Raw genomic sequence first — 24,162 nt, forward strand, 5'->3', positions numbered from 1 at the left:
ACGACGGACACGGGCCGTCACCTGTCGTCGTAGGAGCAGCACGTGCCTCGGGAGCAGTCACGCGGACGAGACAGGGCCCTACCCGTGACCACGGGTGGGGCCCTGCCTCTGGCGCGGCGTCGTCAGTCGCCCGGCCGGAGGGGCTACCTCGCGAACACCGGAGCCATGTCGTCCCAGGCCGCGGCGCGCACGTACACCGGGATGACGTCGCGCGGGACGTCCCGCGTCACGAGGACCCCGGAACCGTGGGCCTCGCCGGTGGCGGGCCGCCCCGTCCAGGCGTCGATCCACTCCCCGGCGGGGAGGTACGTGGTCCAGGTGGGCGCGCCCTCCTCGGTCACGGGGTGGACGAGCAGGTCGTCACCGAGCTGGAACTCGTCGGCGTGCTCCCACACGTTCTCGTCGTGCGGGTGGTCGACGAACAGCCCGCGCATGAGCGGGGCACCTGTCTCGATCGAGTGCCGCGCCTGCTCGGCGAGGTAGGGCACGAGGCGCTCGCGGAGCTGGGCGTAGGCGCGGAACACGTCGACGACCTCGGGGTCGTCGTTGGTCTCGGCCACGTACCAGGGGGTGCGGTCCCGCAGGGGGCGCTGGTGGTGGTTGAACTCCGAGTGGTACTGCATGACCGGGCTGAACGTCGCGGCCGCGACCCCGCGCAGGTAGAGCTCCGAGCCGGGCACGGGCCCGGAGAAGCCGGCGAGGTCCCAACCCCAGTAGACGATGCCGCACGCAGAGGCCGTGATGCCCGCGTTCATGGACCAGCGGAACGCCTCCCACGTGGAGTTCTCGTCCCCGGCCCAGTGCAGGCCGTGGGCCTGCGACCCGGTGAACCCGGCGCGGGAGAACGTCACGGGAGCCTTGCCGTTCGCGCGCAGCAGGTCGCCGAACGCGCGGGCGTAGTGCACGGGGTAGAGGTTGTTGCCCTCGTCGCCCTTGCGGCCGTCGCCGTACTGGAGGTCGTCGCCCCAGGCGTGCTCGCCGCCGTCGGTCTTGAAGCCGTCGACGTCGAGCTCGGCGACGAGGTACTGGCGGCGCGCGGTCCACCACTCGCGGCCCTCGGGGGTCGACAGGTCGGCCATGAGGGACTGCGGGAACCACCAGCCGCGGTTGTGATAGGCGCTGCCGTCGGCCTCGCGGACCGCGTGCCCGGCCGCGACCATGGCCCTGCCCTCGGCGAGGACCTGCGCCTCGTGGGGCACGTCGGGGCCGAGGTCGTGCTCGGTCTTGAGCAGGGGGATCTGCCACAGGACGACCTTGATGCCCCGGGAGTGCAGCTCGTCGATCATGCCCTTCGGGTCCGGCCAGGCGCCGTCGGCCGGGTACGTGAAGTCCGAGGCGGCGTGCGGGGCACCGTCGGCGTTGGTCTCGTAGCGGGCGTCGCGGAAGATCGTGATGCCCTCCTCGTCGCTCCACGCCTCGATCACGACGACGCTCACGGGGACGTCGAGGTCGCGGTGCGCGTCCATCTGGTCCATGACGAGCTGCTGGGTGTTCCACTCGTTGCCCGACGCCCACAGTCCGAGGACCCACGACGGGAGCTCCTCGGCGCGGCCGACCTCGTCGCCGAACGCCTTGAGGACCTCGGTGGGGCTGCCCTCGTAGACGCCGACGTCGAGCGCGGCGTCGTCGCCCAGCGCGGCCTCGACGACGAGCAGGTCGGGCGAGGACGCGGCGACGTCGTACCAGGTGCGCCGCGACGTGCGGACGTGGAAGCCCCAGCCGGAGCCGCCCACGACGTGCGCGAACGGCATCGGCATGTACGTGCGTCCCGTCGCGCCCTGCGACTTGTACTGCTCGAACACGACGGCGTCGAGGCTCCTGCCGCGCTGGTCGACGGTGTCGAACCGCTCGCCGAACCCGACCACGTGCTCGGACGCGTCGAGGCGGAACGCGAACCGCACGCGCCGGGCGCCGTCCTCGTCGGTCCACCACTCGACCGAGCCGGGGACGACGAGCGGGTGCTCGTCGGCGGGCACGCCGCCCACCGTCACCCCGCGGGCCCCGGCCGGGGCGGTCGAGGTCCACGTCCCCGCGCTGACGTCGAACCACTCGGTGGCGGCGTCGGCCGTCGTGAAGCGGTAGCGGTAGCGGCGGCCCGCCTCGAGGGTCGGGCTCGTGGCGTGCCAGGCGCCGTCGGCCGTGAGCTGGCCCGCCTGGGCCGCGGCGAGGTGCCCGTCGCCGCCCGCGAGCGCGGCCGCGTCCGCGGGGGACACGGACCCGGGCGCGGCGGCGAACGTCGTGACCTGCGAGCCGTCGTCCCACTCGCACGCGACGGCGACGTCGGCGGGGGCGTCCTCGACGACGACGCCGAGGCTCACGGAGGACCCGGCCCCGGGGTGCACGGGCAGGCGCTGGTCGGCCGACGCGGCGTAGGGGTGGCCGATGCCGGCCGGGCGGTGGATCAGGGTGGTCATGGGTGCGGCTCCGTGTTCGGGTCGGTCGTCAGGAGGCCGAGCTCGTCGGCCAGGATCAGGTACATGCCGTGGGACCACAGCAGGGGCCGGGCCACGGGACCCCAGCGCTCGATCCACTCGTCGCGGGAGCCGGGGTGCATCAGGTGGTCGGGGACCTGCTCGGGCATCTGCCCGTCGGGTCCGGCGTGCGAGGCGATCCACCGCAGGTGGCGCCACGCCTCGTCGGTCCGGCCCGCGCGGGCGTGGTTCCAGCCGAGGAGCGCGGACAGCAGCAGCCACTGGCCGCCGCCGTAGAAGACGTCCGCGCGGAAGCGGTGCACGCCGCCGTCGACGTCGAGGTCGCGCGCGACCGCGTCGAGCGTGGCCTCGGCCACCGGCGAACCGGGCTCCACGAGGCCGAACGGCACGACGCACGCGGCGAGCGACGCGTCGACCGCGCCCGAGCCGAACCACTTCGCGAGGTGCGGGGCGTCGGGGTCGCTCGCGCGGCCCGACGTTATGCCGTCCGCCCGGACGAGCGCGCTGATCGCGTCGGCGACCTCGCGGGTCCGGGCCGAGCGGGCGTCGTCGAGCAGCGGGGAGCCGTCGGCGCACCGGGCGCCCGCGACGGCCAGGAGGCCCGCGCGGACCGGGGCAAGCGTCGAGGGGTGGCGTTCCTCGACGTGCTCCTCCCACCAGTCGTAGCAGGGGAGCTCCCACGTCGCGTGCAGGTAGTCGACCGCGATGGCGACGGCCTCGCGGTACGGGTCGAGCGGGCGGTCGTGGCGCTCCGCGTGGGTCACGAGCTGCCACAGCCACATGCCGTAGCCGTCGGTCTGGAAGTCCCACCAGGGGTCCTGGCCGTCGGCGCCGTCGAGCAGGAAGCGCGTGGGGAGCATGTCGGTCAGGGGGAGCTGCTCGCCGCGGTCGGCCCGCGCGAGCAGGTCCGCGACGTGCTCGCCGCGCGAGGTCAGGACGCCCACGGCCCACCGGTGGAACCGGTCGACGGACTCGACGGCGCCGTAGCGGGACATCCCCTCGGCGACGAACGACCCGTCGCGGAACCAGGCGTAGCCCCGGTAGGCGCTGAACGTGGGCGAGGCCGGGTAGGCGCCGCCGCCGTCCTGGTGCTGTGCGATCACCTCCGCGGAGGTGCGCGCCAGGTCACGCAGGCGGTCGAGGTCTTGTGTCGTGGGGAGGGCGAGGCTCATGGAATTCGTCCTGGTGCTAGGGGTGGACGTCCGGCGTGGGGCGGGTCGTGGTGCGTAGTCGCGTGGTCGGGGACCACGCACCACGACCGGCCGGACGGGTGCGGTGCGAGCGGGATCAGCCGAGGAGCTGGTCGACGCGCGCGGCGGCGTCGGTCAGGGCCTGCTCGACGGTCTTGCGGCCTGCGGCCGCGTTGGACAGCTCCTCGTTGATCGCGTCCTGCATCTCCTGCTGCGCGGCGAGCACGGGCGGGAGGGCGACGGTGTCGAGCGCGTCGATCACGGCCTGACGGTTCGCGGGCGGCGTCTGCTCGAGGTACGGGGCGAGGGCCTCCTCGTCGGCGACGGGCGGAAGCTCCCACGAGCTCGCGAGCCGGGTGTCGACCGCGGTGGGCGAGACCGTGAGGAACTCTGCGAAGTCCTGAGCGGCCTCCTTCTCCTTCGAGGCGGCGGTCACGGCGACCCCGTTGGTGAACAGGGCCGAGGCCTTCGAGGCGTCACCCGGCTCGACGACGATGTCCCAGTCGAGGCCCTCGACCTGGGACAGGGCGTCGAACATCCAGATGCCCGAGTGCCACATGCCGAGCTTGCCGGCCGAGAAGAGGTCCTTGTCGAAGTCGGGGGTGCTCGACCCGTCGGCCTCGGTGGGCATGACCGTCCCGGGCTTCGTGACGAGCCAGGTGGCCGCCTTGACGCCCTCCGGGCTGTCGAACGCCGAGGCCGAGCCGTCCTCGGTGAAGAACTGGCCCCCCGCCTGGTCCAGCACCTTGTAGAACTCGTGGAACGTCACGGGCTGGAAGTCGCCGTACACGCCTGCGGCGGTGTCGGTCAGCGCGGTCGCCGCGGCCTGCTCCTCCGCCCACGTCCAGTCGGCCGTGGGGTGCTCGAGCCCGGCGGCGTCGAAGAGCGCCTTGTTGTAGTAGAGGACGACGTTGGAGTACGACGACGGGAGCCCGTACTGGGTGCCGTCGTGCGTGAAGGACTCCAGGAGCGTGTCCTTGTAGGTGGCGGCGTCCACGTCTTCGAGCGGGGCCAGGGCACCGGACTCGGCGTAGGACACGAAGTTCTCGTAGTTGAGGTCCACGACGTCCGCGACGGTCTTCCCGGCGAACGCGGTCTGCAGCTTGGTGAAGTAGTCCGCGTACGGGATCGTCTCGACCTGGACGTCGACGTCCGGGTTCTCCTTCTCGTAGGCCGCGACGATGGTGTCGAGGTCCTTCTCGTGCCCGTCGTTCGAGGTGAAGTTCATGTAGCGGACGACCGTCTTGCCGTCCGCGCCCGTGGTCGTGGTCGCCGAACCCTGGGCACAGCCCGCGAGCACGGTGACGCCGACGAGCGCGAGCGGGACGAGCGCAGCGGTGCGCCCGTTGAAGCGTGAGGTCATGAGACCTCTCCTTTCGGTGGGGGTGCGTACTCCTACTTGAGGCCGGTGTGGGACATGCCGGCGATGATGTGGCGCTGCGCGAACATGTAGACGATCGCGATCGGCAGGATCGACACGACCGAGCCCGCCATGACGACGTCCCACTGGGTCGTGAACTGGCCCTGGAGCGTGGACAGCCCCAGGGGGAGCGTCATGAGCTCGGGGGAGCGGATGACGACGAGGGGCCACAGGAAGCTGTTCCAGGAGCCCATGAAGGCGAAGACGGCGAGCGTCGCGAGGGCGGGCTTGACGAGGGGCAGGACGATGAGGCCGAAGATCCGCAGGTGACCGGCCCCGTCGAGCGTCGCGGCCTCGTCGAGCTCGCGGGGCACGCCGTCGACGGCCTGGCGCAGGAGGAAGATGCCGAAGGCCGACGCGATCGACGGCGCGAGCAGCGCGAAGTACGTGTCGTTGAGGTTGAGCCGCGTCATCTGGATGAACAGCGGCACGACGAGGACCTGGAGAGGGATCATGAGCGTCGCCAGGTAGGCCGCGAACACGACGTTCTTGCCCTTGAACCGCAGGCGGCTGAAGCCGTAGGCCGCCATGGAGCCCGTGATCATCTGCAGCAGGGTCGCGACGACCGCGACCCCGAACGAGTTCGCGATGATCCGCCAGACCGGCATGGACTCCATGAGGGTCCGGTAGGCGTCGAGCGTCGGGTCCTCGACGATCAGCGACGGGCCGCCCGAGAGCGAGCCGCTCGGCGTGATCGACGTGATGACCGTCCACAGGAACGGGAAGAGCATGATGACCGCGCCGACGACGACGGACGCGTATAGGGCGATGCGTCCGAGGATCTGACCGGCGGAGCGCCGGGGGCGCCGCAGGGAGGCGGGGGCCGTGGTCGGTGTGACGGGGGCGGTCGGGACGAGGGTCTCAGGCATGGTTCACCCACCTGCGCTGACCGCGCATCTGGAGCGCGGTGACGATGAGGATCAGGACGAAGAGGATCCAGGACAGGGCGGACGCGTCTCCGGCCCGGCCGTAGCGGAACGTGAGGTCGTAGATCTGACCGACCACGACCTGGCTCGCGCCGGACGGTCCGCCCCCCGTCATCACGTACACCTGGTCGAAGACCTGGAACCCGTTGATGAGCGAGATGACGAGCACGAAGAACGTGGAGGGGGACAACAGCGGGAACGTGATGTGCCAGAAGCGCTTCCACGCGCCCGCGCCGTCGACCCGGGCGGCTTCGAGCACGTCACCGGGGATCGCCTGGAGACCTGCGAGCAGGATGACCATCACGAAGCCGAGGTCCTTCCACGCCGAGGCGAGGATGACCGAGGGCATCGCCCACTGCGGGTCGGTCCACCACCCGGGGGCCGTCATGTCGGTCCCGAGGAGCCCGTTGAGCCCGTCGAGCACCGGCTGGACGAGCTGGTTGACGAGGCCGTTGGACGGGTTGAGGAGCCACTGCCACACGAGGGCCACGACGACCCAGCTCGTGATGACGGGCAGGAAGTAGGCCGCGCGGAAGAACGTGCGGCCCTTGAGCGCGCGGTTGAGCAGCATGGCCAGGCCCAGGCCGCCCACGTAGACGAGGGGCAGGTAGCCCAGGATGTAGAACATGGTGTTCCCGAGGACCCGCCAGGTGTCGCCCGAGGTCAGCAGGTCGGCGTAGTTGTCGAGGCCGACCCACTTCATGGGCGAGACGAGGTTCCAGTCGTGCAGGCTCACCCAGAGCGAGTTCACCATGGGGGCGAGTGTGAACACGACGAGCGGGACGGCGCTGGGGAGCAGGAAGAACAGGACCCACCCCCGGTTGCGCCACCGCGACCGTGAGGACGTGCTCTGTCGCTGCGGGGTCGGGCGCTTCGGCGCTGCCGCCCGTGGCGGCGCCGTGGCGGGGACGGACATCACTGTCTCCTCGTGGGGGTGAGGGCCGGCGAGCTGCCGGCGTCGGTCTGCATGCGGGCGACGACGAGCCGCCCCTGCTCGCCCGACGCGCCCGCGGCGTCGAACGGGGTGGCCAGGACGAGGGCGGCGGCGCCCAGGGCCCACTTGTCGTCGGCCCAGGGCTCGACGACGAACGGGATGGCCCGGCGGGAGGGCAGGAGGTGTGCCCGGAACGTCTTCTCGAAACCGCTCTGCCAGTGGGGCCAGGCGGCGATGCCCTCGCCGAGGAGGACGACGAGCTCGGGGTCGAGGATGTGGACGACGCCCGCGAGCGTGCGGCCGAGCAGGCGTCCTGCCTCGTGGTAGAGGTCCTGCGCGGCCTGGTCGCCCGCGTCGGCGCGGGCCACGAGGTCGGCGACCGTCCCGTCGGGCCCGATGATGCCCGCGGCGATCGCGCGGGTACGCAGGGCGTCGTCGCCGATGTACGCCTCGAGGCACCCGTGGTTGCCGCACTCGCACAGCGGTCCGTCCTCGGTCACGGGGAAGTGGCCGATCTCGCCGGCCCCGCCCGCGGCGCCGCGGCGGATGGTGCTGTCGACCACGAGTCCCGAGCCGATGCCGCGCCCGATCGTCAGGACGAGGAACGACGCGTGCTCGCGTCCGGTGCCGTACAGGTGCTCGGCGACGGCCAGGGTGTTGACGTCGTTCTCGACGAGGACGGGCACGCCCAGCGTGTGGCGCAGCGAGGCGCCGACGGGGACCGCGGTCCAGCCGAGCGTCGGGGCGGTCACGACCCCGGAGGCCTGGGCGTCGACCGAGCCGGGGATGCCGATCCCGACGCCGAGGACCGGGCCGTCCTCGGCCGCGAGGACGTCGCGCAGGAGATGTCCGAGGGCGTCGAGCGCGTCGGGGCGGCGGGGGTCGAACGGGTGCGACGACTGCGAGAGCGCCTCGCCGTCGAAACCGACCGACACGATCGCGACGTGGTCGGCCGTGACCTTGGCCCCGATCGCGCGGGGGGCGGGTGCGCTGCTCAGCCCGAGGAGGCGGGCGGGGCGCCCGCCCTGGCTCGGTACGGTCTCGAGCTCGACCAGGAGGCCTCGCTCGACGAGGTCCTTGGTGATCTGGGTGACCGTCGCGGGGCTGACACCGAGCTCGCGGGCGATGGCCGCACGGCTCCTGGGGCCTCGCGTTCCGAGGAGCGCGAGCGTCGCGGCGGCGCCGTGGTCGCTTCGAGCGGTGGTGGTCGGCACCGGAGAACTCCTTTGTTCGGGACTATCTTTAGCCACAAACTAAGTCCGCATGCCGAGACGTGTCAAACGTGCTGGTCGCCGCGGCGGATGGGCGTTCGGACCGTGCGGGCCATACCCTGGCGGACATGGACACCGAAGAACGTCTGGCCGTCTTCCTCGACTACGACAACCTCGCGCTGGGCGCGCGCGACCACCTGGGCGGGATGACCTTCGACTTCAAGCCGATCGCCGACGCGCTCGCCGCGCGTGGTCGCGTCGTCGTCCGCCGCGCCTACGCCGACTGGTCGTACTTCGACGAGGACCGCCGCTCCCTGACCCGCCACCAGGTCGAGCTCATCGAGATGCCCCAGCGCATGGGGGCCTCGCGCAAGAACGCGGCCGACATCAAGATGGTCGTCGACGCGATCGAGATGGCCTTCGAGCGTGAGTACATCTCGACCTTCGTGATGTGTACAGGGGACAGCGACTTCTCTCCCCTCGTGCACAAGCTGCGCGAGCTCAACAAGCGCGTGATCGGGATCGGCGTCGAGAACTCGACCTCCAAGCTGCTGCCCCCGGCGTGCGACGAGTTCCTCTTCTACGACCGCCTCGAGGGCGTCGAGATCCCCGACGAGCCCGTCGAGCGCAAGCGGTCCTCGAACAGCTCGAACCGCAGCACGGCCCGCAAGTCGTCGAGCCGCTCGTCGGGCTCCGGCTCGTCGAGCAAGGCCGCGGCCGCCCCCGCTCCCGAGGCCGCGACGGCGCCCGCCACCGACGTGGCGCCGGTCGCCGAAAGTGCTCCCGAGCCGACCCCCGTCCCGCTGGACGTCGAGGCCGAGCTCGAGTCCGCCGTCGGGCACGGGGCGTCCTCCGCCTCGGAGGACGAGGACCTCGCGGTCCTCGTCGCGCAGACCCTCGCGGACCTGTCGAGCTCGTCGAGCGGAGCCGTCGTCGCCTCGACGCTCAAGCGCACGCTGCTGCGCAAGGACCCCACGTTCAGCGAGGCCGACTACGGCTTCCGCAACTTCGGCGAGTTCCTTCGCTACCTCGAGGAGCGCGGCGTCGTGCAGCTCAGCGCGGGCCCCGCCACGGGCGACCCCGAGGTCTCGCTGCCCGAGCGCGGGCACGCGGGCGACGACTTCGCGCTGCTGCGCACCGTCGTGGGCGAGCAAGGCGACTCGGTGCCGCTGTCGGGCCTCAAGAACCAGCTCCGCAAGAAGCGCCCCGACTTCAGCGAGAAGGCGCTCGGCTACCGCAGCTTCCTCCAGTTCTGCAAGGCCGCGCAGACCGCGGGCGCGATCGACCTGCGCTGGGACGACGACGCCGACGACTACCTCGTGTCGGTCGCCACGCGCTGACCCTCCGCCCCGAAAGGGCACGCCCGGCCGCTAGGCTCCGGGCGTGCCCTTTCGACGACGAGAGCAACCCCGCCAGATCGCCTTCGAGGCGGTCGACGACCTGGACGACGGCGACGACCAGCTCGGACCGAGGCAGGGGACACCGCCCCTGCCCGGCCACGGTCCGGGAGACCACGGCACATCCCTGCCCGACGGCGTGGCGCGCCCGGGAGCGGACGCCGCCCCCGGCGCCTTGGACGAGAGAGGGGCAGCGGATCCGCTGCCAGACGAGCCGGGCCCCGCGGGCGGGCCCGCGGCGCCCTGGGTCCGGAAGCGGCGCCGCCTGCTCGTCGGGGGCGTCGCGGCCGGGCTGGTGCTCGTGCTCGGCGGCCTGACCCTCGTCGACGTCGTCCGCACCCGACAGGCAGAGGCGCTGTTGCGGACCGCTCCCGGCGGGGTCGTCGGGCTGACGAACACGCCGGACGAGGTCTGGAGCATCGACACCGGCGAGGCCTGGCCGAGGCTGGCCGGCGACCGCCTCCTGGTGGCGGGCGACGGAGAGCTGGTCGCCCACGACCTGACGTCGGGAGAGGAGGTCTGGCGGCGGGCGGACCTCGGGCGGAGCCGTTGCGGCGCCTTCGTCGCGCGCTCCGGCGAGGCCGCAGCCCTGTCGACCATCACGTGCCTCAGCGGCGGGAGCCTGGAAGAGCTCGTGCCGTCGCACCCCACCAGGCCGCCGACGACGGTCTCCGTGCTCGGGCTCGACGGCAGGACGCTCTCCGAGCGTGCGCTCGACGTCTCCCGCGGCCACGCGGAGGTGCTCGCGGACGGCGACCTCGTGAGGGCGATCCGGGAGGACCGAGGGCTCGTCGTCACCGTCGAGGACGCGCGCACCGGCGACGTGCGCTGGACGCACCTCGTCCCGGTCGAGGACACCGGGGACGACGGGACCTGCGAGATCTCCGTGGACGGCACGATGGTCGACGACCGGGAGTCCGTGTACTTCTACGACCTGGCGGGCCTCATCTCGGTCACGGGATGCCGGGTGGGCGCCACGTTCTCCCCGGGGGGAGACGTGCTGTCCTCCGGGGACGACGCTTTCGTCGAGGGTCTGGCCGACGGCCGGTTCGCCAGGACGGCGAGCGACGGGTCGGGGACGGACGTCCTGGACGCGGAGGGCGAGGTGCTCCTGCGAGGCGTGAGCGAAATCCTCGAGCCGCTCGCCACGGACGGCACCGCACCACCTCTGCTGTTCGTCCGGCCGGGCTCCGGGCTCGCAGCCCTCGCCGAGGACGGGCACGAGGTCTGGGCGTTTCGGCGGTACGCCACGCAGGTCCTGCTCGCGACCCGGGACGTGACCGTCGTCGCCACCTTCCCCGGGGCCGTGGCGATCGACAACGCCACGGGCGAGGAGCTGTGGACGTGGCGGGCCTCCGAGCGCGGCGGGTCGTCGAGCAGCGACGTGACCGGGGCCTTCGCGGGACACGGGTCGCTGACCGTCCTGCTGGGGACGCAGCCGGGGTCCGGGGCGCGATGGTCCTCGATCGACCTGGCCGACGGCACCACGCGATGGGAGGAGCCGCTCACCGTGGACCCGTACGGCTTCGTCGCGGTCGGCGGGGCGCTCCTCGCGGTCGACGGGCCGCGGATCCTGCGCCTCGAGTGACCCGGTCCCGTGGCAGGCGGGCCGGGCGATGGCCCGCACGGTCGCAGAGGCGGTGCGCAACGAACCACCACGCGTGAACATCCGTGCACGGTCCCAGGTTCTCCCCGGCGAACTGCGCTCTTCCGCAGGGTCCTGCGCGCAGACCGGGACCCCGCCGTCGGGCCTGGCTGCACGTCGGTGCACAATGTACGGATGACGTACCGGGTGCTGAAGCTGATCCTGTCGCTCCTGGCCTTCACGCTGCTGAGGCCACGGGTGACCGGCCTCAACAACATCCCGCGGCGCGGACCCGTCATCCTGGCGAGCAACCACCTGTCGTTCGTGGACTCGCTCCTCATCCCCATCGTCGCCCCGCGCCACGTCACGTTCCTCGCCAAGGCCGAGTACTTCACGGGCACCGGGCTCAAGGGACGCATCTCCCGCTGGTTCTTCACGACCCTCGGCCACATCCCCGTGCAGCGCGACGACCCGCGCGCCGGGCAGCGCTCGCTCGAGGACGCGCTCGAGGTGCTCAACCGTGGCGGCGCGTTCGGGATCTACCCCGAGGGCACGCGGTCGCGCGACGGCAAGCTGCACAAGGGGCACACCGGCGTCGCCTGGCTCGCGCTCGCAGGCCACGCGCCGATCGTGCCCGTCGCGATCCAGGGCACCGACAAGGTCCAGCCCGTCGGCTCGCGCCTCCCGCGCATCCACCGCGTGACCGTCCAGTTCGGGGCGCCCATCGAGCCCGCACGCCAGATCACGTCGGGCAAGCCCGCGCAGGCCCGCCGCGAGCTCACGGAGCAGGTCATGGACTCGATCCACGCGATGAGCGGCCAGCAGCGCGCGAGCTGATCCTCGCCTCTCGCCCGGCACCGGTCGCAGGTCGGCCGGGACACGCCCGTTCCTGAGAAGGACGTGCAAGACCCGTCCCGCCGTGATGTGCTCGGGGGAGGGCCACGTGTCCCAGGGATCGCGCCCGGCGGGTCCGCCCCGCCGCCGCCGCGCCCCGAGGGCGTCCGACTTGACCTCAACCACGGTTGAGGTCCTAGCGTGGCCGACACCGATAGAGAGGATTCACCATGGCTGTCTACACCCTTCCCGAGCTGTCGTACGACTACGGCGCACTCGAGCCCCACATCTCCGGCCGCATCATGGAGCTGCACCACTCCAAGCACCACCAGGCCTACGTGACCGGCGCCAACACGGCACTCGAGAAGCTCGCCGAGGCCCGCGACTCCGGCGACCTCGCCGCGGTCAACCTCCACGAGAAGAACCTCGCGTTCAACCTCGGCGGACACGTCAACCACTCCGCGTTCTGGACCAACCTCTCCCCCGAGGGCGGCGGCGAGCCCACCGGCGACATCGCCGCAGCCATCGCCGAGGACTTCGGCTCGTTCGAGAAGTTCAAGAAGCACTTCGCCGCGGTCGCCGCAGGCGTCCAGGGCTCGGGCTGGGCCATCCTCGCCTGGGACACCCTCGGCAAGAAGCTCATCATCGTCCAGCTCTACGACCAGCAGGGCAACATCGCCCTGGGCCTGGTCCCGATCGTCCTGCTCGACGTCTGGGAGCACGCCTACTACCTCGACTACCAGAACGTGCGCGCCGACTACGTCACCGCCTGGTGGAACCTCGTCAACTGGGCCGACGCCGACGCACGCCTCGCCCGCGCCCGCACCCAGGGCGAAGGCCTCATCATCCCCGCCTGACCCTCGTGACCGGTGCCGGGCGTCGAGCGCCCGGCACGACGAGACCCGCGTGAACGGGAAAGGCCCCGGCACTGCGGCGCGCACCACGCGCGACGCTGCCGGGGCCTTCCTGCGGGCAGCCAGAACCCTCCAGAAAGGTGGTCCGCCGTGACCTATGTGATCGCTCAGCCTTGTGTGGACGTGAAGGACAAGGCGTGCATCGAGGAGTGTCCGGTGGACTGCATCTACGAGGGCAAGCGGTCGTTGTACATCCATCCGGACGAGTGCGTGGACTGTGGTGCGTGCGAGCCGGTGTGTCCGGTGGAGGCGATCTACTACGAGGACGACGTGCCCTCGGAGTGGAGCGATTACTACCGGGCGAACGTGGAGTTCTTCGATGATCTGGGGTCGCCGGGGGGTGCGGCGAAGATGGGCATGATCGACAAGGACGACCCGATGATCGCGGCCCTGGCCCCGCAGGCCTGAGGAACGCGAGCCGCCCGTCCTCAGCCCTGCGGCTCGACCGGTCCGCCCGGGTCTGTGCCGCCCGTGACGAGGTCGCCACAGCTCGTCTCCTGCGCCGTGACGACGACGGGGTCGGTCGCCGCAGCCCCCTCGGCGACGGTCTCTGCCTGGCCGTTCGTCGCGGTCCGCGCCGCCGCGTCGAGGTCGATGAACGTGCGTTCCACGGTGTACGTCGAACCGTCGGACGAGGTCGCGTCCAGCCCGGCCAGGTGCAGCAGGCCGTCCACGGCCGTGCAGCCGACGCCGGTCCCGAAGCCGCTGAACCCCTTGTCGAACGTGTACGGCTGGCCCTGCGCGTTCTGCGTGACCGTCACGGCGCAGTCCGCCACCGAGAGCAGCAGCACCTCGCGACCCACGTCGACGAGCGCGATCGGCGCCTCGCCGTCGCCCGCCGCGACGAGGTTGACGATCGCGCTCGCCGGGACGGGGCTCGCGGACGTGACGGGGGCGGAGAACGTCGCCCCTGAGGCCGTCGTGATGCCGAACGTCCGGTCGGCGCCGCCGGTGAGCCAGGCGGTGTCGGGGCGGCCGTCGCCGTCGACGTCGACGATCTGGTGCGTGTCCGCGCCCGCGGGCACGCCGGTCCCGGTCGCGGCGCAGCCCGTGGTGGGCGAGGTCGTGGTGGTCGTGGTCTCCGGGGTCGGTTCGTCGGAGGGGGCCTGCGAGCCCGCGGTGGCCGACGGCGTCGGGGCGGGAGAGGCGTCGGCGTCGGCGTCCGCGTCGCCACGGGTCGCGAGCCAGATGCCGACCGCCACGATCGCGAGGAGCACGAGCCCGCCCAGAGCCCACCACCACGCGCGGTTGCCCGGCGGTTCGGCCGGTCCGCCGGGAGGCGGCTCGCCGGGTCCGCCGGGCGACGTCGAGGCTCCCGTGGCGGAGAACGGGTCCGGGGCGTTCGGGATGGGTTCGGCGGGTGGGACGCTGCCGCCGGTGATGCCGCCCGGCGCCGGGAAGGCGGGCCTGATCGGTTCGGTGGGGTCCTGGTCGCCTGCTGGGCCTGGTCGCTCCCTGTCGTCGGTCATGCCCCCAGCGAAACATCTCGTGACGCACGGGGCATCCGGGATGTCTCGCGCGTCGCGGGCACGGGCCGGGCTCAGCGCAGGGCGCGTCCGAGCGCCCGGGCGAGCGCTCCGCCGTCGGGCCCGCCAGCCGTGGGGACGCCGTGCGCCGGGCGCCGGGGGCGGCGCGATCCCGGCGCGGCGACCGTCCCGAGGAAGGCGCCGCCGCTGCGGCCCGACGACGGCGCGGGAGGCTCGTGGGCGAGGATCTTCTGCGCGGGGCTGAGCTGGCGGATGCCGATCGCGGCCACGTGCGTCGGGTGGCGCGTCGCGGCCGCGTCGTAGATCTCCGGGTCGTGCTGGCCGTCGTCGCCGAGCAGGAGCCAGCCGACGTCGGGCAGCTCGCGCACGAGCCGGTCGATCGCGTTGCCCTTGTGCTCCTGCCCGCTGCGGAACCACCCTGTCGCGGTGGGACCCCAGTCGGTCAGCAGGAGGGCCCCGGGCGGGAAGCCGTTGCGGTCGAGGAAGCGCTCCAGGTTCCCCGCGGAGTTCCACGCGCCGTTGGACAGGTACACGAAGGGGGCATCCGGGTGGACAGAGGCGATGCCCTGGTACAGGTCGGCCATGCCGGGCACCGGGCGCCGCTCGCTCGCGTGCAGACCGAACGTGTTCCACACCGCGCGCAGCAGGCTGGGGACCATGGTGATCATGACCGTGTCGTCGATGTCGCTGATGACGCCCAGTCGCCGCCCCGGCCCGACCACGAAGACCCGCGCCGTCGCGACGGCACCGCTCGCCGTGGCGAGCTGGACGTCGTGCCACCCCGGGGAGAGCGCGACGTCCAGCATCCCGTCCACGTACCCGTCGCGGTCGGCGGGCAGGTCCGTCACCAGTCGTTCCTCCTGGCCCGACCCGTCGGTCCGCGTGACCGACGCACGGACCACCTCGCCCGGCGCGGAGACCGTGAGGTAGTTGCGCCAGCCGCGCCGGTTCCACACCAGGTCCGTCCGGCGGTGCGGGCGGCTCAGCAGCACCCGCGCCAGCACGCGCACCGAGCCCTCGTTGCCGTAGCCGACGTACGCCTCGATGCGCGGGGTCCAGCCCCGGGCCCGCAGGAACTTGACCGCGGCCGCACGGATGCGGTCCTCGAGGCGTGCCGAGAGGTGCAGCCGCTCCACCGGGGGAGTCGGGGAGGGGAGGTGCGTCTGGTGCATGGGATCCGCTCGTCGAAGGTGCTGGTCTCCCACCTTGGCACAAGGACGCCGGCTTCATCGGCTGAACCGGGAAGAACCCGCTGGTCAGGAGGTGCGGCGGCCGCAGACGCGGCACGTGCCACGGCGCCGGGTCGCGTAGGCCCAGGTCGCGACCCCGAGGGCCACGCTCCACAGGGGCCAGAGCACGCCAGGACCGAATGCAGCCCAGTTCACCAGGACCTCTGACGGGGACATCTCCAGCAGACCCTTGATCATGGAGAGGCCGGCCGGAAGGATCGCGACCGTGACGACCGAGGCGGGAACGACCGCGAGCGCGACCGGGACCCGTCGTCCCGCGAGGCCCGGGATCCAGCGAGGGAAGACCTCACCCCACCGTTGCACGAGGCCGAGCGTCAGCACGGCACCCACCAGGGCGAAGAGCGAGAGCCCCACTGCGGGGGCGACCAGCTCGCCCGCGTCCTGCTCGTACATCTGGGGATCGAGCCCGAGCGGATATCCCAGGACCCAGATCAGCCGGGTGACGGCATACAGGGACGGGATGATCGCTGCGACGAACACGGCGGGCCGACCCCAGGCCACGATGCCCGACGCTCGTGCGGAGTCCTGACCGGCCGGTGCCGGTGCGTGGTGGTCAGCCGGAGGGTCCAGGCGTCCGCAGACCTCGCACGCCCCGCTGGTGCGCCGGACGAAGAGCGTAGTCGTGACCGCGAGGAGGACCAGGGCGACGAGCACGCCGAGCTGGAGCAGGAACGCCGGTGCGACGTACTGGTCGAAGGCCTGCGCGAGCTCCGGGTCGAACGGGGCCCGGACGAGGACGACGGGGAGGTACCCCATGCGGGCGAGAAGGCTGGTGTCGGCGAACAGGACGCCGGCGGATGCGGCGAGCACGGAGACCGAGACCGCCACGGCGCGCACCCGGCCGGTCGTCGGTCGGTCGGTCCGTGACGTCATCCAGGCGGCGTGCGCCGCCCCGACCAGTCCCAGGATCGCGAGTGCCGCGGTCAGGCTGCTGCTCGGGACGGACTCGACGATCGTCCCCGCCGCGTCCGGCGTCGACGCCCCGACGGGCAGGTTCCGCCCCGTGAGGACGGCGACGAGGGCGGTGAGGGCCCCGGCGAGCCACCACGCGACCGTCACGGGAGGGACCCAGCGCGGCCAGCGGGGGACCGTCGGCCGGCGCGTTCCCGGCAGGGGAGGTGCGGCCCCGGTGCCACCCGATCGAGGGTCGCCACGCAGATCCGTGCCGGGTCGGGCGGTGGTCGTCGCGATGTCGGTTGTGTCGATGTCTTCCACGGTCGCTCCTCGGGGAGTGTCGCCGGCTGTGCCCGGCGAGCTGTCCCTTCAGGCTCGTCGGTGACGGCCGGGCTCGGATCACCCGCGACGGGGAACGGGGTCCCCCGTGCGGGGGAACCCGCTCGCTAGAGGGCGGGGCGGACGAAGCCCGACTCGTAGGCCGCGACCACGGCTTGCGTGCGGTCGCGGACCCCGAGCTTGCCCAGCAGGTTCCCCACGTGGGTGCGGACCGTCTCCACCCCGAGGAACAGCTCGCTCGCGATCTCCTGGTTGGACCTTCCGGTGGCCATGAGGCGCAGGACCTCGCCCTCGCGCTCGGAGAGCCGGGCCGAGCGCAAGGCGTCCCCGCGAGCGGGATGAGCGGTCGCCAGCCGACGCACCGCGTCAGGGAAGAGCAGCGACTCCCCGAGCGCCACGACGCGCACCGCCTGGGCCAGGTCCTGCGGGCGCGCCCGTTTGAGCAGAAAGCCGTGAGCGCCGGCGCGCAGCGCGTCGAGGACGTGGTCGTCGTGCTCGAACGTCGTCATGACGAGCACCCGAGGAGCCGGGTCGCGGGCCACGATCGCGCGGGTCGCAGCGATCCCGTCGACCTGCGGCATGCGGACGTCGAGGAGGACGACGTCGGGTCGGGTCGCCGTGACGGCCCCCGGCACCTCGACACCGTCCGCGGCCTCCCCGACCACCTCGATGTCGGGCTCGGCGTCGAGGATCACGCGCAACCCGGCCCGCACGAGCGGCTCGTCGTCGACGACCAGGACACGCACCACGTCGAGCCCTCCGGCGGGGGGGTCGCCCTGCCTCACGAGGTCGCCACCCGGCTCTCCGGCTCGTCCTCCACGACGGGCCACGACGCGCGCACGACCCACGCTTCGCCGTCGGGCCCCGCGACGAGCGTGCCGCCGAGCGCCGTCACACGCTCGCGCATGCCCGCCAGGCCGTGGCCACGCCGTTCCTCATGTGCCCCCGTCCCGGGCGACCACGGGTTCCGGACCTCGATGCCGAGGTCGCTGGCGCGCACGACCCGGACCGCGACCGGCGCCCCCGGAGCGTGCCGCAGCGCGTTGGTGAGGGACTCCTGGGCGACCCGGTAGACCTCGCGGACCACCTCGTCCGGCGCCCGTGCCACGTCCCCCACGAGGACCAGCGTGACGTCCGCCCCCGCCTGGCGGGCGCGTTCGACGAGGGTCGTGAGGTCGTCGTGCTCGAGCGACCTCGCGCGCCCCGGCGCAGGGGCCGCCCCGGGGTTGCGCAAGCGCCGCAGCAGGTCGTCCAGCTCGGCCATGGCATGGCGTCCGGTCTCCTCGATGGCTGCCAGCGAACGGCGAGCCGCCGCAGGGTCGGACTCCAGGGTCCGCGCCGCAGCCGCGGCCTGCAGCACGGTGATCGTCAGGGCGTGACCGACGCCGTCGTGCACGTCCTGCGCGAGGCGGTTGCGCGCGACCAATCGTGCGGTCTGCGCCTCGAGCTCGGCGATCCGCTCGCTCTGGTCCGGGCCCAGCAGCACCGGCGCCGCCGACCGCAGCACCGCCCGTGCCCCGACCACGACGTAGGGCAGGGCGACGAGGACGAGGAGCGCGAGCAGGAGACGCAGGGGCGGGTGCGCCAGCCAGGCCGGCAGCCAACCAGGCTCAAGGAAGGGGCGCGTCCCGAACAGCGAGAGCAGAAGGTCGAGCACCAGCGGGACGACGACCAGCAGCGAGACGACCACGACCAGACCGAGCACGAGGTGGAGCAGGAACCACGCCGCGCCCCGCCACCGAGCGGTGGGGCTCGGCCGGTCCGACGGGGTCTGGACGTCGACGTCGAGCAGGGTGCGCGCCGCGAGCACCTCGACGGTCCGGACCGGGGCGAGGAAGGGTGGCGCCGCGGCGAGCGTCGTCGCCACGACGGCGAGCGCTGCGGTCGTAGGAGTCGCGGTCTGCGGGTCTGCGAACATCTGCACGAACCCCTCGATCAGCAGCCCGTACGCTCCGGCGACGAGCCCACCGACGACCAGGAACACTCCCGCCCTGACCGTGGCCCCCGACCTCAGGGGCGCGACGAGAGAGCGCAGCGACACACCTGGTCTCGATGCGCCACTCGCTGCCTCAGGGGACGAGCCGGACATCTCGACATCATGTCAGCCGTGGGTCCGCGCCGCTCCTGGGGACCAGGCCCGGTCGGCTGGGGCTGGTCGCGGTGGGACGGACCGCTTTCAGCACTCGATGACCCGGACCGCTTTCAGCACTCGATGACGTTGACCGCGAGGCCGCCCGTCGACGTCTCCTTGTACTTGGTCGACATGTCGAGGCCCGTCTGTCGCATGGTCTCGATCACGGCGTCGAGCGAGACGACGTGCGCGCCGTCGCCCTGCAGGGCGAGCTTGGCGGCCGAGACCGCTGTGCACGCTGCAATCGCGTTGCGCTCGATGCACGGGACCTGGACGAGCCCGCCCACCGGGTCGCACGTGAGGCCGAGGTTGTGCTCCATCGCGATCTCCGCAGCGTTCTCGACCTGCGCCGGGGTGCCGCCGAGCACCGCGCAGATGGCTCCCGCCGCCATGGAGCAGGCCGAGCCGACCTCGCCCTGGCACCCGGCCTCCGCACCGGAGATCGAGGCGTTGCGCTTGTAGAGGGCGCCGATCGCTCCAGCGGTGAGCAGGTAGGTGCGCATGGCCTGGCGCGTGGCCTCCTCGTCGGCCGCGAGGTCCGGGTGGATGCGCAGGAAGTGGCGTCCGACGGCCGGGATGATCCCGGCCGCGCCGTTGGTGGGCGCCGTGACGACGCGGCGCGCGTCGGCGTTCTCCTCGTTGACCGCCATGGCGTAGGCCTGGAGCCACTCGATCGACAGGTCGGAGGCGCCGTCGGCCTCCGCGGCCTCGAGCTTCTCGCGCTGCGCCCGCGCCCGACGGCGGACCTTGAGCCTCCCCGGAAGCATGCCGGTGCGGTCGAGCCCCGCGTCCACGCACTCGCTCATGGTGCGCCAGATCCGGTCGAGCCCCGCTCCGACCTCCGCGGCGGGGCGCAGCGACACCTCGTTCTCCCACGCGGTCTCGGCGATGCTGCGCCCTTCGAGCGTGCAGGACGCGAGGAGCTCGGCGGCGTTGGCGAACGGGTGCGGGACGTCCGAGGGCTCGGTCGCGGGGTCGATCGGTGCGCCTGCGAGCTCGGCCGCGTGCTGGGCCTCCTCGTTCGCCGCGGCGGCCTCGAGGTCCTGCTCGGTCAGCACGAAGCCCCCGCCGACCGAGTAGTACACCTGCTCGGCGAGCACGTCGCTGGCCGCGTCGAGGGCCGTGAAGCGCATCCCGTTGGGGTGGCCGGGCAACCGGGTGAGCGGTGCGAGGCGGACGTCCGTGGTCGCCATGGTCACGACCCGGCGGCCGAGCAGCCGGACCTCGTGCCCCTCGCCCAGGCGCTCCCAGCTCCCCGGGACGTCGTCGGGGTCGCACGTCTCCGGGTCGAGCCCGCGCAGGCCTGCGACGACCGCGTCCGGTGTCCCGTGGCCGATCCCCGTCGCGCCGAGCGAGCCGCACAGCACGACCTTGACCGCCGTGACCTGGTCGAGGGTCCCCTGCTCGTCGAGAGCGCGCGCGAAGGTGGTGCCTGCGCGCATGGGGCCGACGGTGTGAGAGCTCGAGGGTCCGATGCCGACCGAGAAGAGGTCGAGGACGCTGACGTACGAGGACATGGTCCTCATGATCGCATCCTGTCTCAGAAGATGGAACCGTTCTGCTATAGCAAAGGATTGCCGGTCACGACCGGGCACGTCGCCAGGTGGTCGTCCACGAGCCCGCACGCCTGCATCGCCGCGTAGGCCGTCGTCGGGCCGATGAAGCGGAAGCCCTCCTTCTTGAGCGCCTTGGCCAGGGCGACCGACTCGGGGGTGCTGGCCGCGAGGTCCGCAAAGGTCGCGGGACGCGGACGGTCGACGGGAGTGCCGCCGTCGGGCGCGCGCGAACCCCCCGGGGCGAACGACCAGACGAGCTCGTCGAGGGTCCGACCCTGCTCGTGCAGCGCGAGCAGGGCGCGCGCGTTGGAGATCGTGGCCTCGATCTTCATCCGGTTGCGGATGATCGAGGCGTCCTGGAGCAGGCGCTCGACGTCCTCCTCGGAGAACTGCGCGACGACCTCCGGGTCGAAGCCCGCGAACGCCTCGCGGAACGCGGGGCGCTTGCGCAGCACGGTGATCCACGCGAGGCCCGACTGGAAGGCCTCGAGCGCCAGCCGCTCGAACAGCGCCTCGTCCCCGTGGACGGGGACCCCCCACTCGGCGTCGTGGTACTCCTCGTAGAGCGCGTCGCCGTCGCCGAAGCATCGGGCGCCCGCGGGGGGAGAGACGGGCGAGTCGGCCGGTGCGGTGAGCGGTGCCGTGGGTTCGGGGACGTGCTGGCCGGTGGCCTCGGTCGTGGTCATGGCGCCCACTCTTCCGCACGGCACCCACGCGTGGTGTGCGGCGCAGTCGCCCTGTGGGGACCGCGCGCGTCCAGGCGTCTGTGGACGGCCTGCGTCCACAGGCCCTGTGGATCAGGCGTCGGTGACCCCCGGGAGCTGCTGCTCGGAGATCGCGCGCAACGCCTGGAGGTGCGCGGCGAGAGCGGCCCGCCCGGCAGGCGTGAGGGCGGCCCACGTCCGCGGGCGGCGGCCCACGCGGTCCTTGGTGATCTCGACGTAGCCCGCGTCCTCGAGCACCGTGAGCTGCTTGGAGAGCGCCGAGTCGGACACCTCGATCGCGTCGCGCAACGACCTGAAGTCGGCCTTCTCGACCCCGGCGAGCGCCGCGACGACCGAGAGCCGGACGGGGGAGTGGATGACGTCGTCGAGCTTGTGGCGGGGGTGCGTCTCGGTCATGCCGCCAGCTCCTCGCGGCGGGGCCACAGGGCGGCGACGAGCATCGGGAGGGCGGTGGCCAGTGCGGCGGGGAGCCAGTAGCCCAGGTTGCCGGCCTGCCCCGGCAGGCCGAGGGTGAGCGCCGTGCCGTAGAGGACGGCCCAGAGGAGGACGGCGAGCAGGTAGCGACCGTTCAGGCTGCGGGCCCGGATGCCCTGGCGGGCGGCCCAGATCGCGACCGTGCCGGCGAAGAGGGGGCCGATCAGGGAGCCGACGACGATGCCGGGAACGCCCGCGAGACCGACGAGCAGCACCACGGCGATCGTCATGGCGGCCCAGGCGAGGAGCAGGCTCTGGAGCCAGCGGTGCCCGATGCCCGCTGTCGCCGCGGCGCTCCGGTTCGCGAGGCCGAGCGCGGCGGCGGCGTCCTGGGGAGTCGGGGCGGTGGGGGAGAGTGCGTCGTTGCTCATCTGTCCATCGAAGCATCTACTTTCCTGCTTGGCAAGTAAGTGCCAGGCGGACATCCTTGCGGGGCCGAGTCCAGGACGCAGAGCGAGGGCGGCGGGAGCCACGTCCAGGTCGTGGACGCGGCCCCGCCACCCTCGAGAGGCGCGGCGTCACCGTCGACTGTGAGGCGCCGCGCGGGATCGCGCAGGTCAGCCGGTCAGATGGTGAGCCGGCGGCGCAACCCCAGTCCGATCCCGACGACACCGGCGAGCAGGCTCCCGCCCGCGATCGCCGACATGCCGAGCGAGAGCTTTCCGGCCGGGCTGTTCTCGACGTCCGACTTCATCTTGGTCGTGCCGTCCGAGATCTCGACCGTGCCGTCGGCGAGCGTGCCCGCACCGTCGGCCAGCGTCGAGCTGCCCTTCGCGAGCTCGCCCGCGCCGTCCGCGAGCGTCGTGGTGCCCGCGTGCAGGGCGCCCGCCCCCTCGGCGAGCGCGGTGTTGCCCGCCGCGAGCGTCGTCGCGCCGCTCGACAGGGCGTTGATGCCCGTGTGGAGGCTGGGCGACCCGTTCTCGAGCTTCGTGGTGCCCGCGAACAGGTCGCGCGCGCCCGTGGCGAGCTTCGCGTTGCCCGCGGCGAGGTCCTTGGCACCCGACTGCAGCTTGCCTGCGCCGGCGTCGAGCGCGGTCGCGCCCTCCGCGAGCCGGGTGGTGCCCTCCGCGAGCGCGAGCGCTCCACCGTTGGCCTTCGCCGCCCCTGCGGACAGCTGGGTCGCGCCGGTCGCGGCGCTCCGCGTCCCGGTGCTGAGCTCGCCGAGCTTCGTCTGGAGCTGGGCGGCCCCGGCCTGGACCTTCCCGATCTCGCCGTCGAGCGTCGTGACTCCGGCCGAGAGGGAGTCGACTCCCGCGCCCAGCTTGCCGATCCCGCCCTTGAGACCCTGTGCACCCGCGAGGAGCTGGGGCTCCTTCGTGGTCCCCATCCCCAGGGCGAACTGGAGTCCGGTGGCACCCGTCTCGAGCCTGGTCGCCCCCGTCGCCAGCGCGTCGAACGCTCCGGCCAGTCCCAGTACGCCGGGTTGCTCCGGGGTGCCGCCCTTGAGGGACGTGAGCTCGGTGGCCAGGTCCTGGAACGCCTTCTTGGCCACCGGGTCCGTCGTCGTGTCCGCGGAGGCCTGTGCCGACGCGGCGAGAGTGCCCAGCGTGGCGGCAGCCGTGCCCGCCTGCGCCTTGGAGGCTGTGGCCCCGTCGCGAAGTGTCGCGGCGTTGGCCGCCAGGGAACCTGCGCCGGCCCCCGCGTTCGACAGTCCCGTCGTGATGCGGTCTGCACCGGCATCGAGCTGGGCCACGCCGCCACGCAGACCCGTGACGGCGTCGCCGAGCTTCTGCTTGGCCCCCGCCCTGAGCTCACCCGACCCGGCGACCAGACCGCCCGACGCGGAGTGGATGGCCTCGGCGCCGGCGGCGGCCCGTGATGCGCCGTCGGCGAGGGAAGCCGCCCCGTTCTTGAGCTCGGCGGAGCCCGCCGCGAGCTGTGCGGAGCCTTCCGCCGCCGCGGCGGCCCCGGGCGCGAGCTCTGCGGTGCCGGCCCGCAGGTCGCTCGCGCCTGCGGCCAGCTTGTTCGCACCGGCCGAGGCGTCCGCAGCCCCCGGCGCGAGCTTGGCCGCTCCGGCGTTGAGCTCGTCGGCCCCGGCCGCGAGCTGTGCGGCACCGTCGAGCGCGGTCACGCTGCCGTCCGCGAGCTGGGTCGCCCCGCTGGAGGCCTGGGTGGCCCCGGTCGAGAGCTTCTTGGCCCCGTCCTCGAGGTCCTTCGAGCCGTCGGCGAGCTTGCCTGCGCCCTCCTCGGCGCGTTCGGCGCCGTCGGCGAGCTCGGCCGCGCCCGCTTCGAGGCGGGTGGCTCCGTCGTCGAGGCGCGTGGCGCCGTCGGCGACCTTGCCGTTGAAGATCAGCAGGTAGGCGACGAGCGCGACGACGGCGAGCGCCAGCACGACAAGGGCGCCGATGGTCAGGGCTGAGTGCGCGCGCGAAGGGCGCGGGAAGGCGTGGTTCGTCATGTGCGAGGGTCCTCTCGTGGCCGGCGTCGTTGCCGGTCTGACTCCGGAGTGCCCATCACCTTGAT

The 24,162-nt window shown here is 72.8% G+C and carries 21 protein-coding genes; 5 read left to right on the forward strand and 16 right to left on the reverse strand.

Features of this window, described 5'->3' with window-relative positions; genetic code table 11:
- Positions 1–143: 143 nt before the first annotated feature.
- The 6 genes from ACZDYF_RS08730 to ACZDYF_RS08755 all read right to left on the reverse strand — a co-directional run bounded on the left by ACZDYF_RS08730 (position 144) and on the right by ACZDYF_RS08755 (position 8,116).
- Positions 144–2,414 carry a glycoside hydrolase family 31 protein gene (locus ACZDYF_RS08730; protein WP_475055576.1) on the reverse strand — a complete coding sequence of 757 codons (2,271 nt, stop codon included), beginning with the start codon at positions 2,412–2,414 and terminating at the stop codon, positions 144–146.
- Positions 2,411–3,604: a glycoside hydrolase family 15 protein gene (locus ACZDYF_RS08735; RefSeq protein WP_475055578.1), complete on the reverse strand. Its 1,194-nt coding sequence runs from the start codon at positions 3,602–3,604 to the stop codon at positions 2,411–2,413. Before ACZDYF_RS08735 ends, ACZDYF_RS08730 begins: the two co-directional genes overlap by 4 nt.
- Positions 3,605–3,719: 115 nt before the next feature.
- Positions 3,720–4,985, reverse strand: coding sequence for an ABC transporter substrate-binding protein (locus ACZDYF_RS08740; protein WP_475055580.1), 1,266 nt, complete (start codon positions 4,983–4,985; stop codon positions 3,720–3,722).
- A 32-nt stretch (positions 4,986–5,017) separates the two neighbouring features.
- The gene (locus ACZDYF_RS08745) at positions 5,018–5,911 is read right to left on the reverse strand and encodes a carbohydrate ABC transporter permease (protein WP_204806856.1); all 894 of its coding nucleotides are present in this window, start codon (positions 5,909–5,911) and stop codon (positions 5,018–5,020) included.
- A complete protein-coding gene (locus ACZDYF_RS08750; RefSeq protein ID WP_475055583.1) occupies positions 5,904–6,884 on the reverse strand; it encodes a carbohydrate ABC transporter permease in 981 nt (326 codons plus the stop codon). The genes ACZDYF_RS08745 and ACZDYF_RS08750 overlap by 8 nt, the downstream gene beginning before the upstream one ends.
- Positions 6,884–8,116, reverse strand: coding sequence for an ROK family transcriptional regulator (locus tag ACZDYF_RS08755; RefSeq protein WP_191792297.1), 1,233 nt, complete (start codon positions 8,114–8,116; stop codon positions 6,884–6,886). Before ACZDYF_RS08755 ends, ACZDYF_RS08750 begins: the two co-directional genes overlap by 1 nt.
- A gap of 125 nt (positions 8,117–8,241) precedes the next feature.
- Here ACZDYF_RS08755 and ACZDYF_RS08760 point away from each other — a divergent pair, with 125 nt between their 5' ends.
- The 5 genes from ACZDYF_RS08760 (at position 8,242) to fdxA (ending at position 13,251) form a co-directional block, all read left to right on the forward strand.
- Positions 8,242–9,453 (forward strand): NYN domain-containing protein, encoded by a 1,212-nt coding sequence (locus ACZDYF_RS08760; RefSeq protein ID WP_475055585.1) that lies wholly within the window; start codon positions 8,242–8,244, stop codon positions 9,451–9,453.
- A gap of 43 nt (positions 9,454–9,496) precedes the next feature.
- Positions 9,497–11,098, forward strand: coding sequence for an outer membrane protein assembly factor BamB family protein (locus ACZDYF_RS08765; RefSeq protein ID WP_475055588.1), 1,602 nt, complete (start codon positions 9,497–9,499; stop codon positions 11,096–11,098).
- A 192-nt stretch (positions 11,099–11,290) separates the two neighbouring features.
- Positions 11,291–11,932 (forward strand): lysophospholipid acyltransferase family protein, encoded by a 642-nt coding sequence (locus ACZDYF_RS08770; protein WP_400274091.1) that lies wholly within the window; start codon positions 11,291–11,293, stop codon positions 11,930–11,932.
- Positions 11,933–12,159: 227 nt separating this feature from the next.
- Positions 12,160–12,786 (forward strand): superoxide dismutase, encoded by a 627-nt coding sequence (locus tag ACZDYF_RS08775; RefSeq protein ID WP_129429624.1) that lies wholly within the window; start codon positions 12,160–12,162, stop codon positions 12,784–12,786.
- Positions 12,787–12,933: 147 nt separating this feature from the next.
- On the forward strand, positions 12,934–13,251 hold the full coding sequence (gene fdxA, locus ACZDYF_RS08780) for a ferredoxin (RefSeq protein WP_129429411.1): 318 nt from the start codon (positions 12,934–12,936) through the stop codon (positions 13,249–13,251).
- A gap of 20 nt (positions 13,252–13,271) precedes the next feature.
- Here fdxA and ACZDYF_RS08785 read toward each other — a convergent pair whose 3' ends face one another.
- The 10 genes from ACZDYF_RS08785 to ACZDYF_RS08830 all read right to left on the reverse strand — a co-directional run bounded on the left by ACZDYF_RS08785 (position 13,272) and on the right by ACZDYF_RS08830 (position 24,097).
- The gene (locus ACZDYF_RS08785; RefSeq protein WP_475055591.1) at positions 13,272–14,312 is read right to left on the reverse strand and encodes a hypothetical protein; all 1,041 of its coding nucleotides are present in this window, start codon (positions 14,310–14,312) and stop codon (positions 13,272–13,274) included.
- Between the two features lie 71 nt (positions 14,313–14,383).
- The gene (locus ACZDYF_RS08790; RefSeq protein WP_191790027.1) at positions 14,384–15,502 is read right to left on the reverse strand and encodes an App1 family protein; all 1,119 of its coding nucleotides are present in this window, start codon (positions 15,500–15,502) and stop codon (positions 14,384–14,386) included.
- A gap of 84 nt (positions 15,503–15,586) precedes the next feature.
- Complete coding sequence (locus tag ACZDYF_RS08795; protein ID WP_475055594.1) at positions 15,587–16,795, reverse strand: hypothetical protein; 1,209 nt, start codon at positions 16,793–16,795, stop codon at positions 15,587–15,589.
- Between the two features lie 125 nt (positions 16,796–16,920).
- A complete protein-coding gene (locus ACZDYF_RS08800) occupies positions 16,921–17,598 on the reverse strand; it encodes a response regulator (RefSeq protein WP_400274096.1) in 678 nt (225 codons plus the stop codon).
- Positions 17,595–18,854: a sensor histidine kinase gene (locus ACZDYF_RS08805; RefSeq protein ID WP_475055597.1), complete on the reverse strand. Its 1,260-nt coding sequence runs from the start codon at positions 18,852–18,854 to the stop codon at positions 17,595–17,597. Before ACZDYF_RS08805 ends, ACZDYF_RS08800 begins: the two co-directional genes overlap by 4 nt.
- 161 nt (positions 18,855–19,015) lie before the next feature.
- Entirely contained in the window at positions 19,016–20,461 is a 1,446-nt protein-coding gene (locus tag ACZDYF_RS08810; RefSeq protein WP_475056559.1) for an L-serine ammonia-lyase, read from the reverse strand.
- 44 nt (positions 20,462–20,505) lie between these two features.
- Positions 20,506–21,186, reverse strand: coding sequence for a DNA-3-methyladenine glycosylase I (locus tag ACZDYF_RS08815; RefSeq protein WP_475055601.1), 681 nt, complete (start codon positions 21,184–21,186; stop codon positions 20,506–20,508).
- Positions 21,187–21,297: 111 nt separating this feature from the next.
- Positions 21,298–21,621 (reverse strand): winged helix-turn-helix domain-containing protein, encoded by a 324-nt coding sequence (locus tag ACZDYF_RS08820; protein ID WP_475055604.1) that lies wholly within the window; start codon positions 21,619–21,621, stop codon positions 21,298–21,300.
- Positions 21,618–22,070 carry a hypothetical protein gene (locus tag ACZDYF_RS08825; protein ID WP_475055606.1) on the reverse strand — a complete coding sequence of 151 codons (453 nt, stop codon included), beginning with the start codon at positions 22,068–22,070 and terminating at the stop codon, positions 21,618–21,620. The genes ACZDYF_RS08820 and ACZDYF_RS08825 overlap by 4 nt, the downstream gene beginning before the upstream one ends.
- A gap of 194 nt (positions 22,071–22,264) precedes the next feature.
- Positions 22,265–24,097: a hypothetical protein gene (locus ACZDYF_RS08830; protein WP_475055608.1), complete on the reverse strand. Its 1,833-nt coding sequence runs from the start codon at positions 24,095–24,097 to the stop codon at positions 22,265–22,267.
- Between the last annotated feature and the right edge of the window lie 65 nt (positions 24,098–24,162).

This window comes from Oerskovia sp. PE-21s (assembly GCF_056158145.1).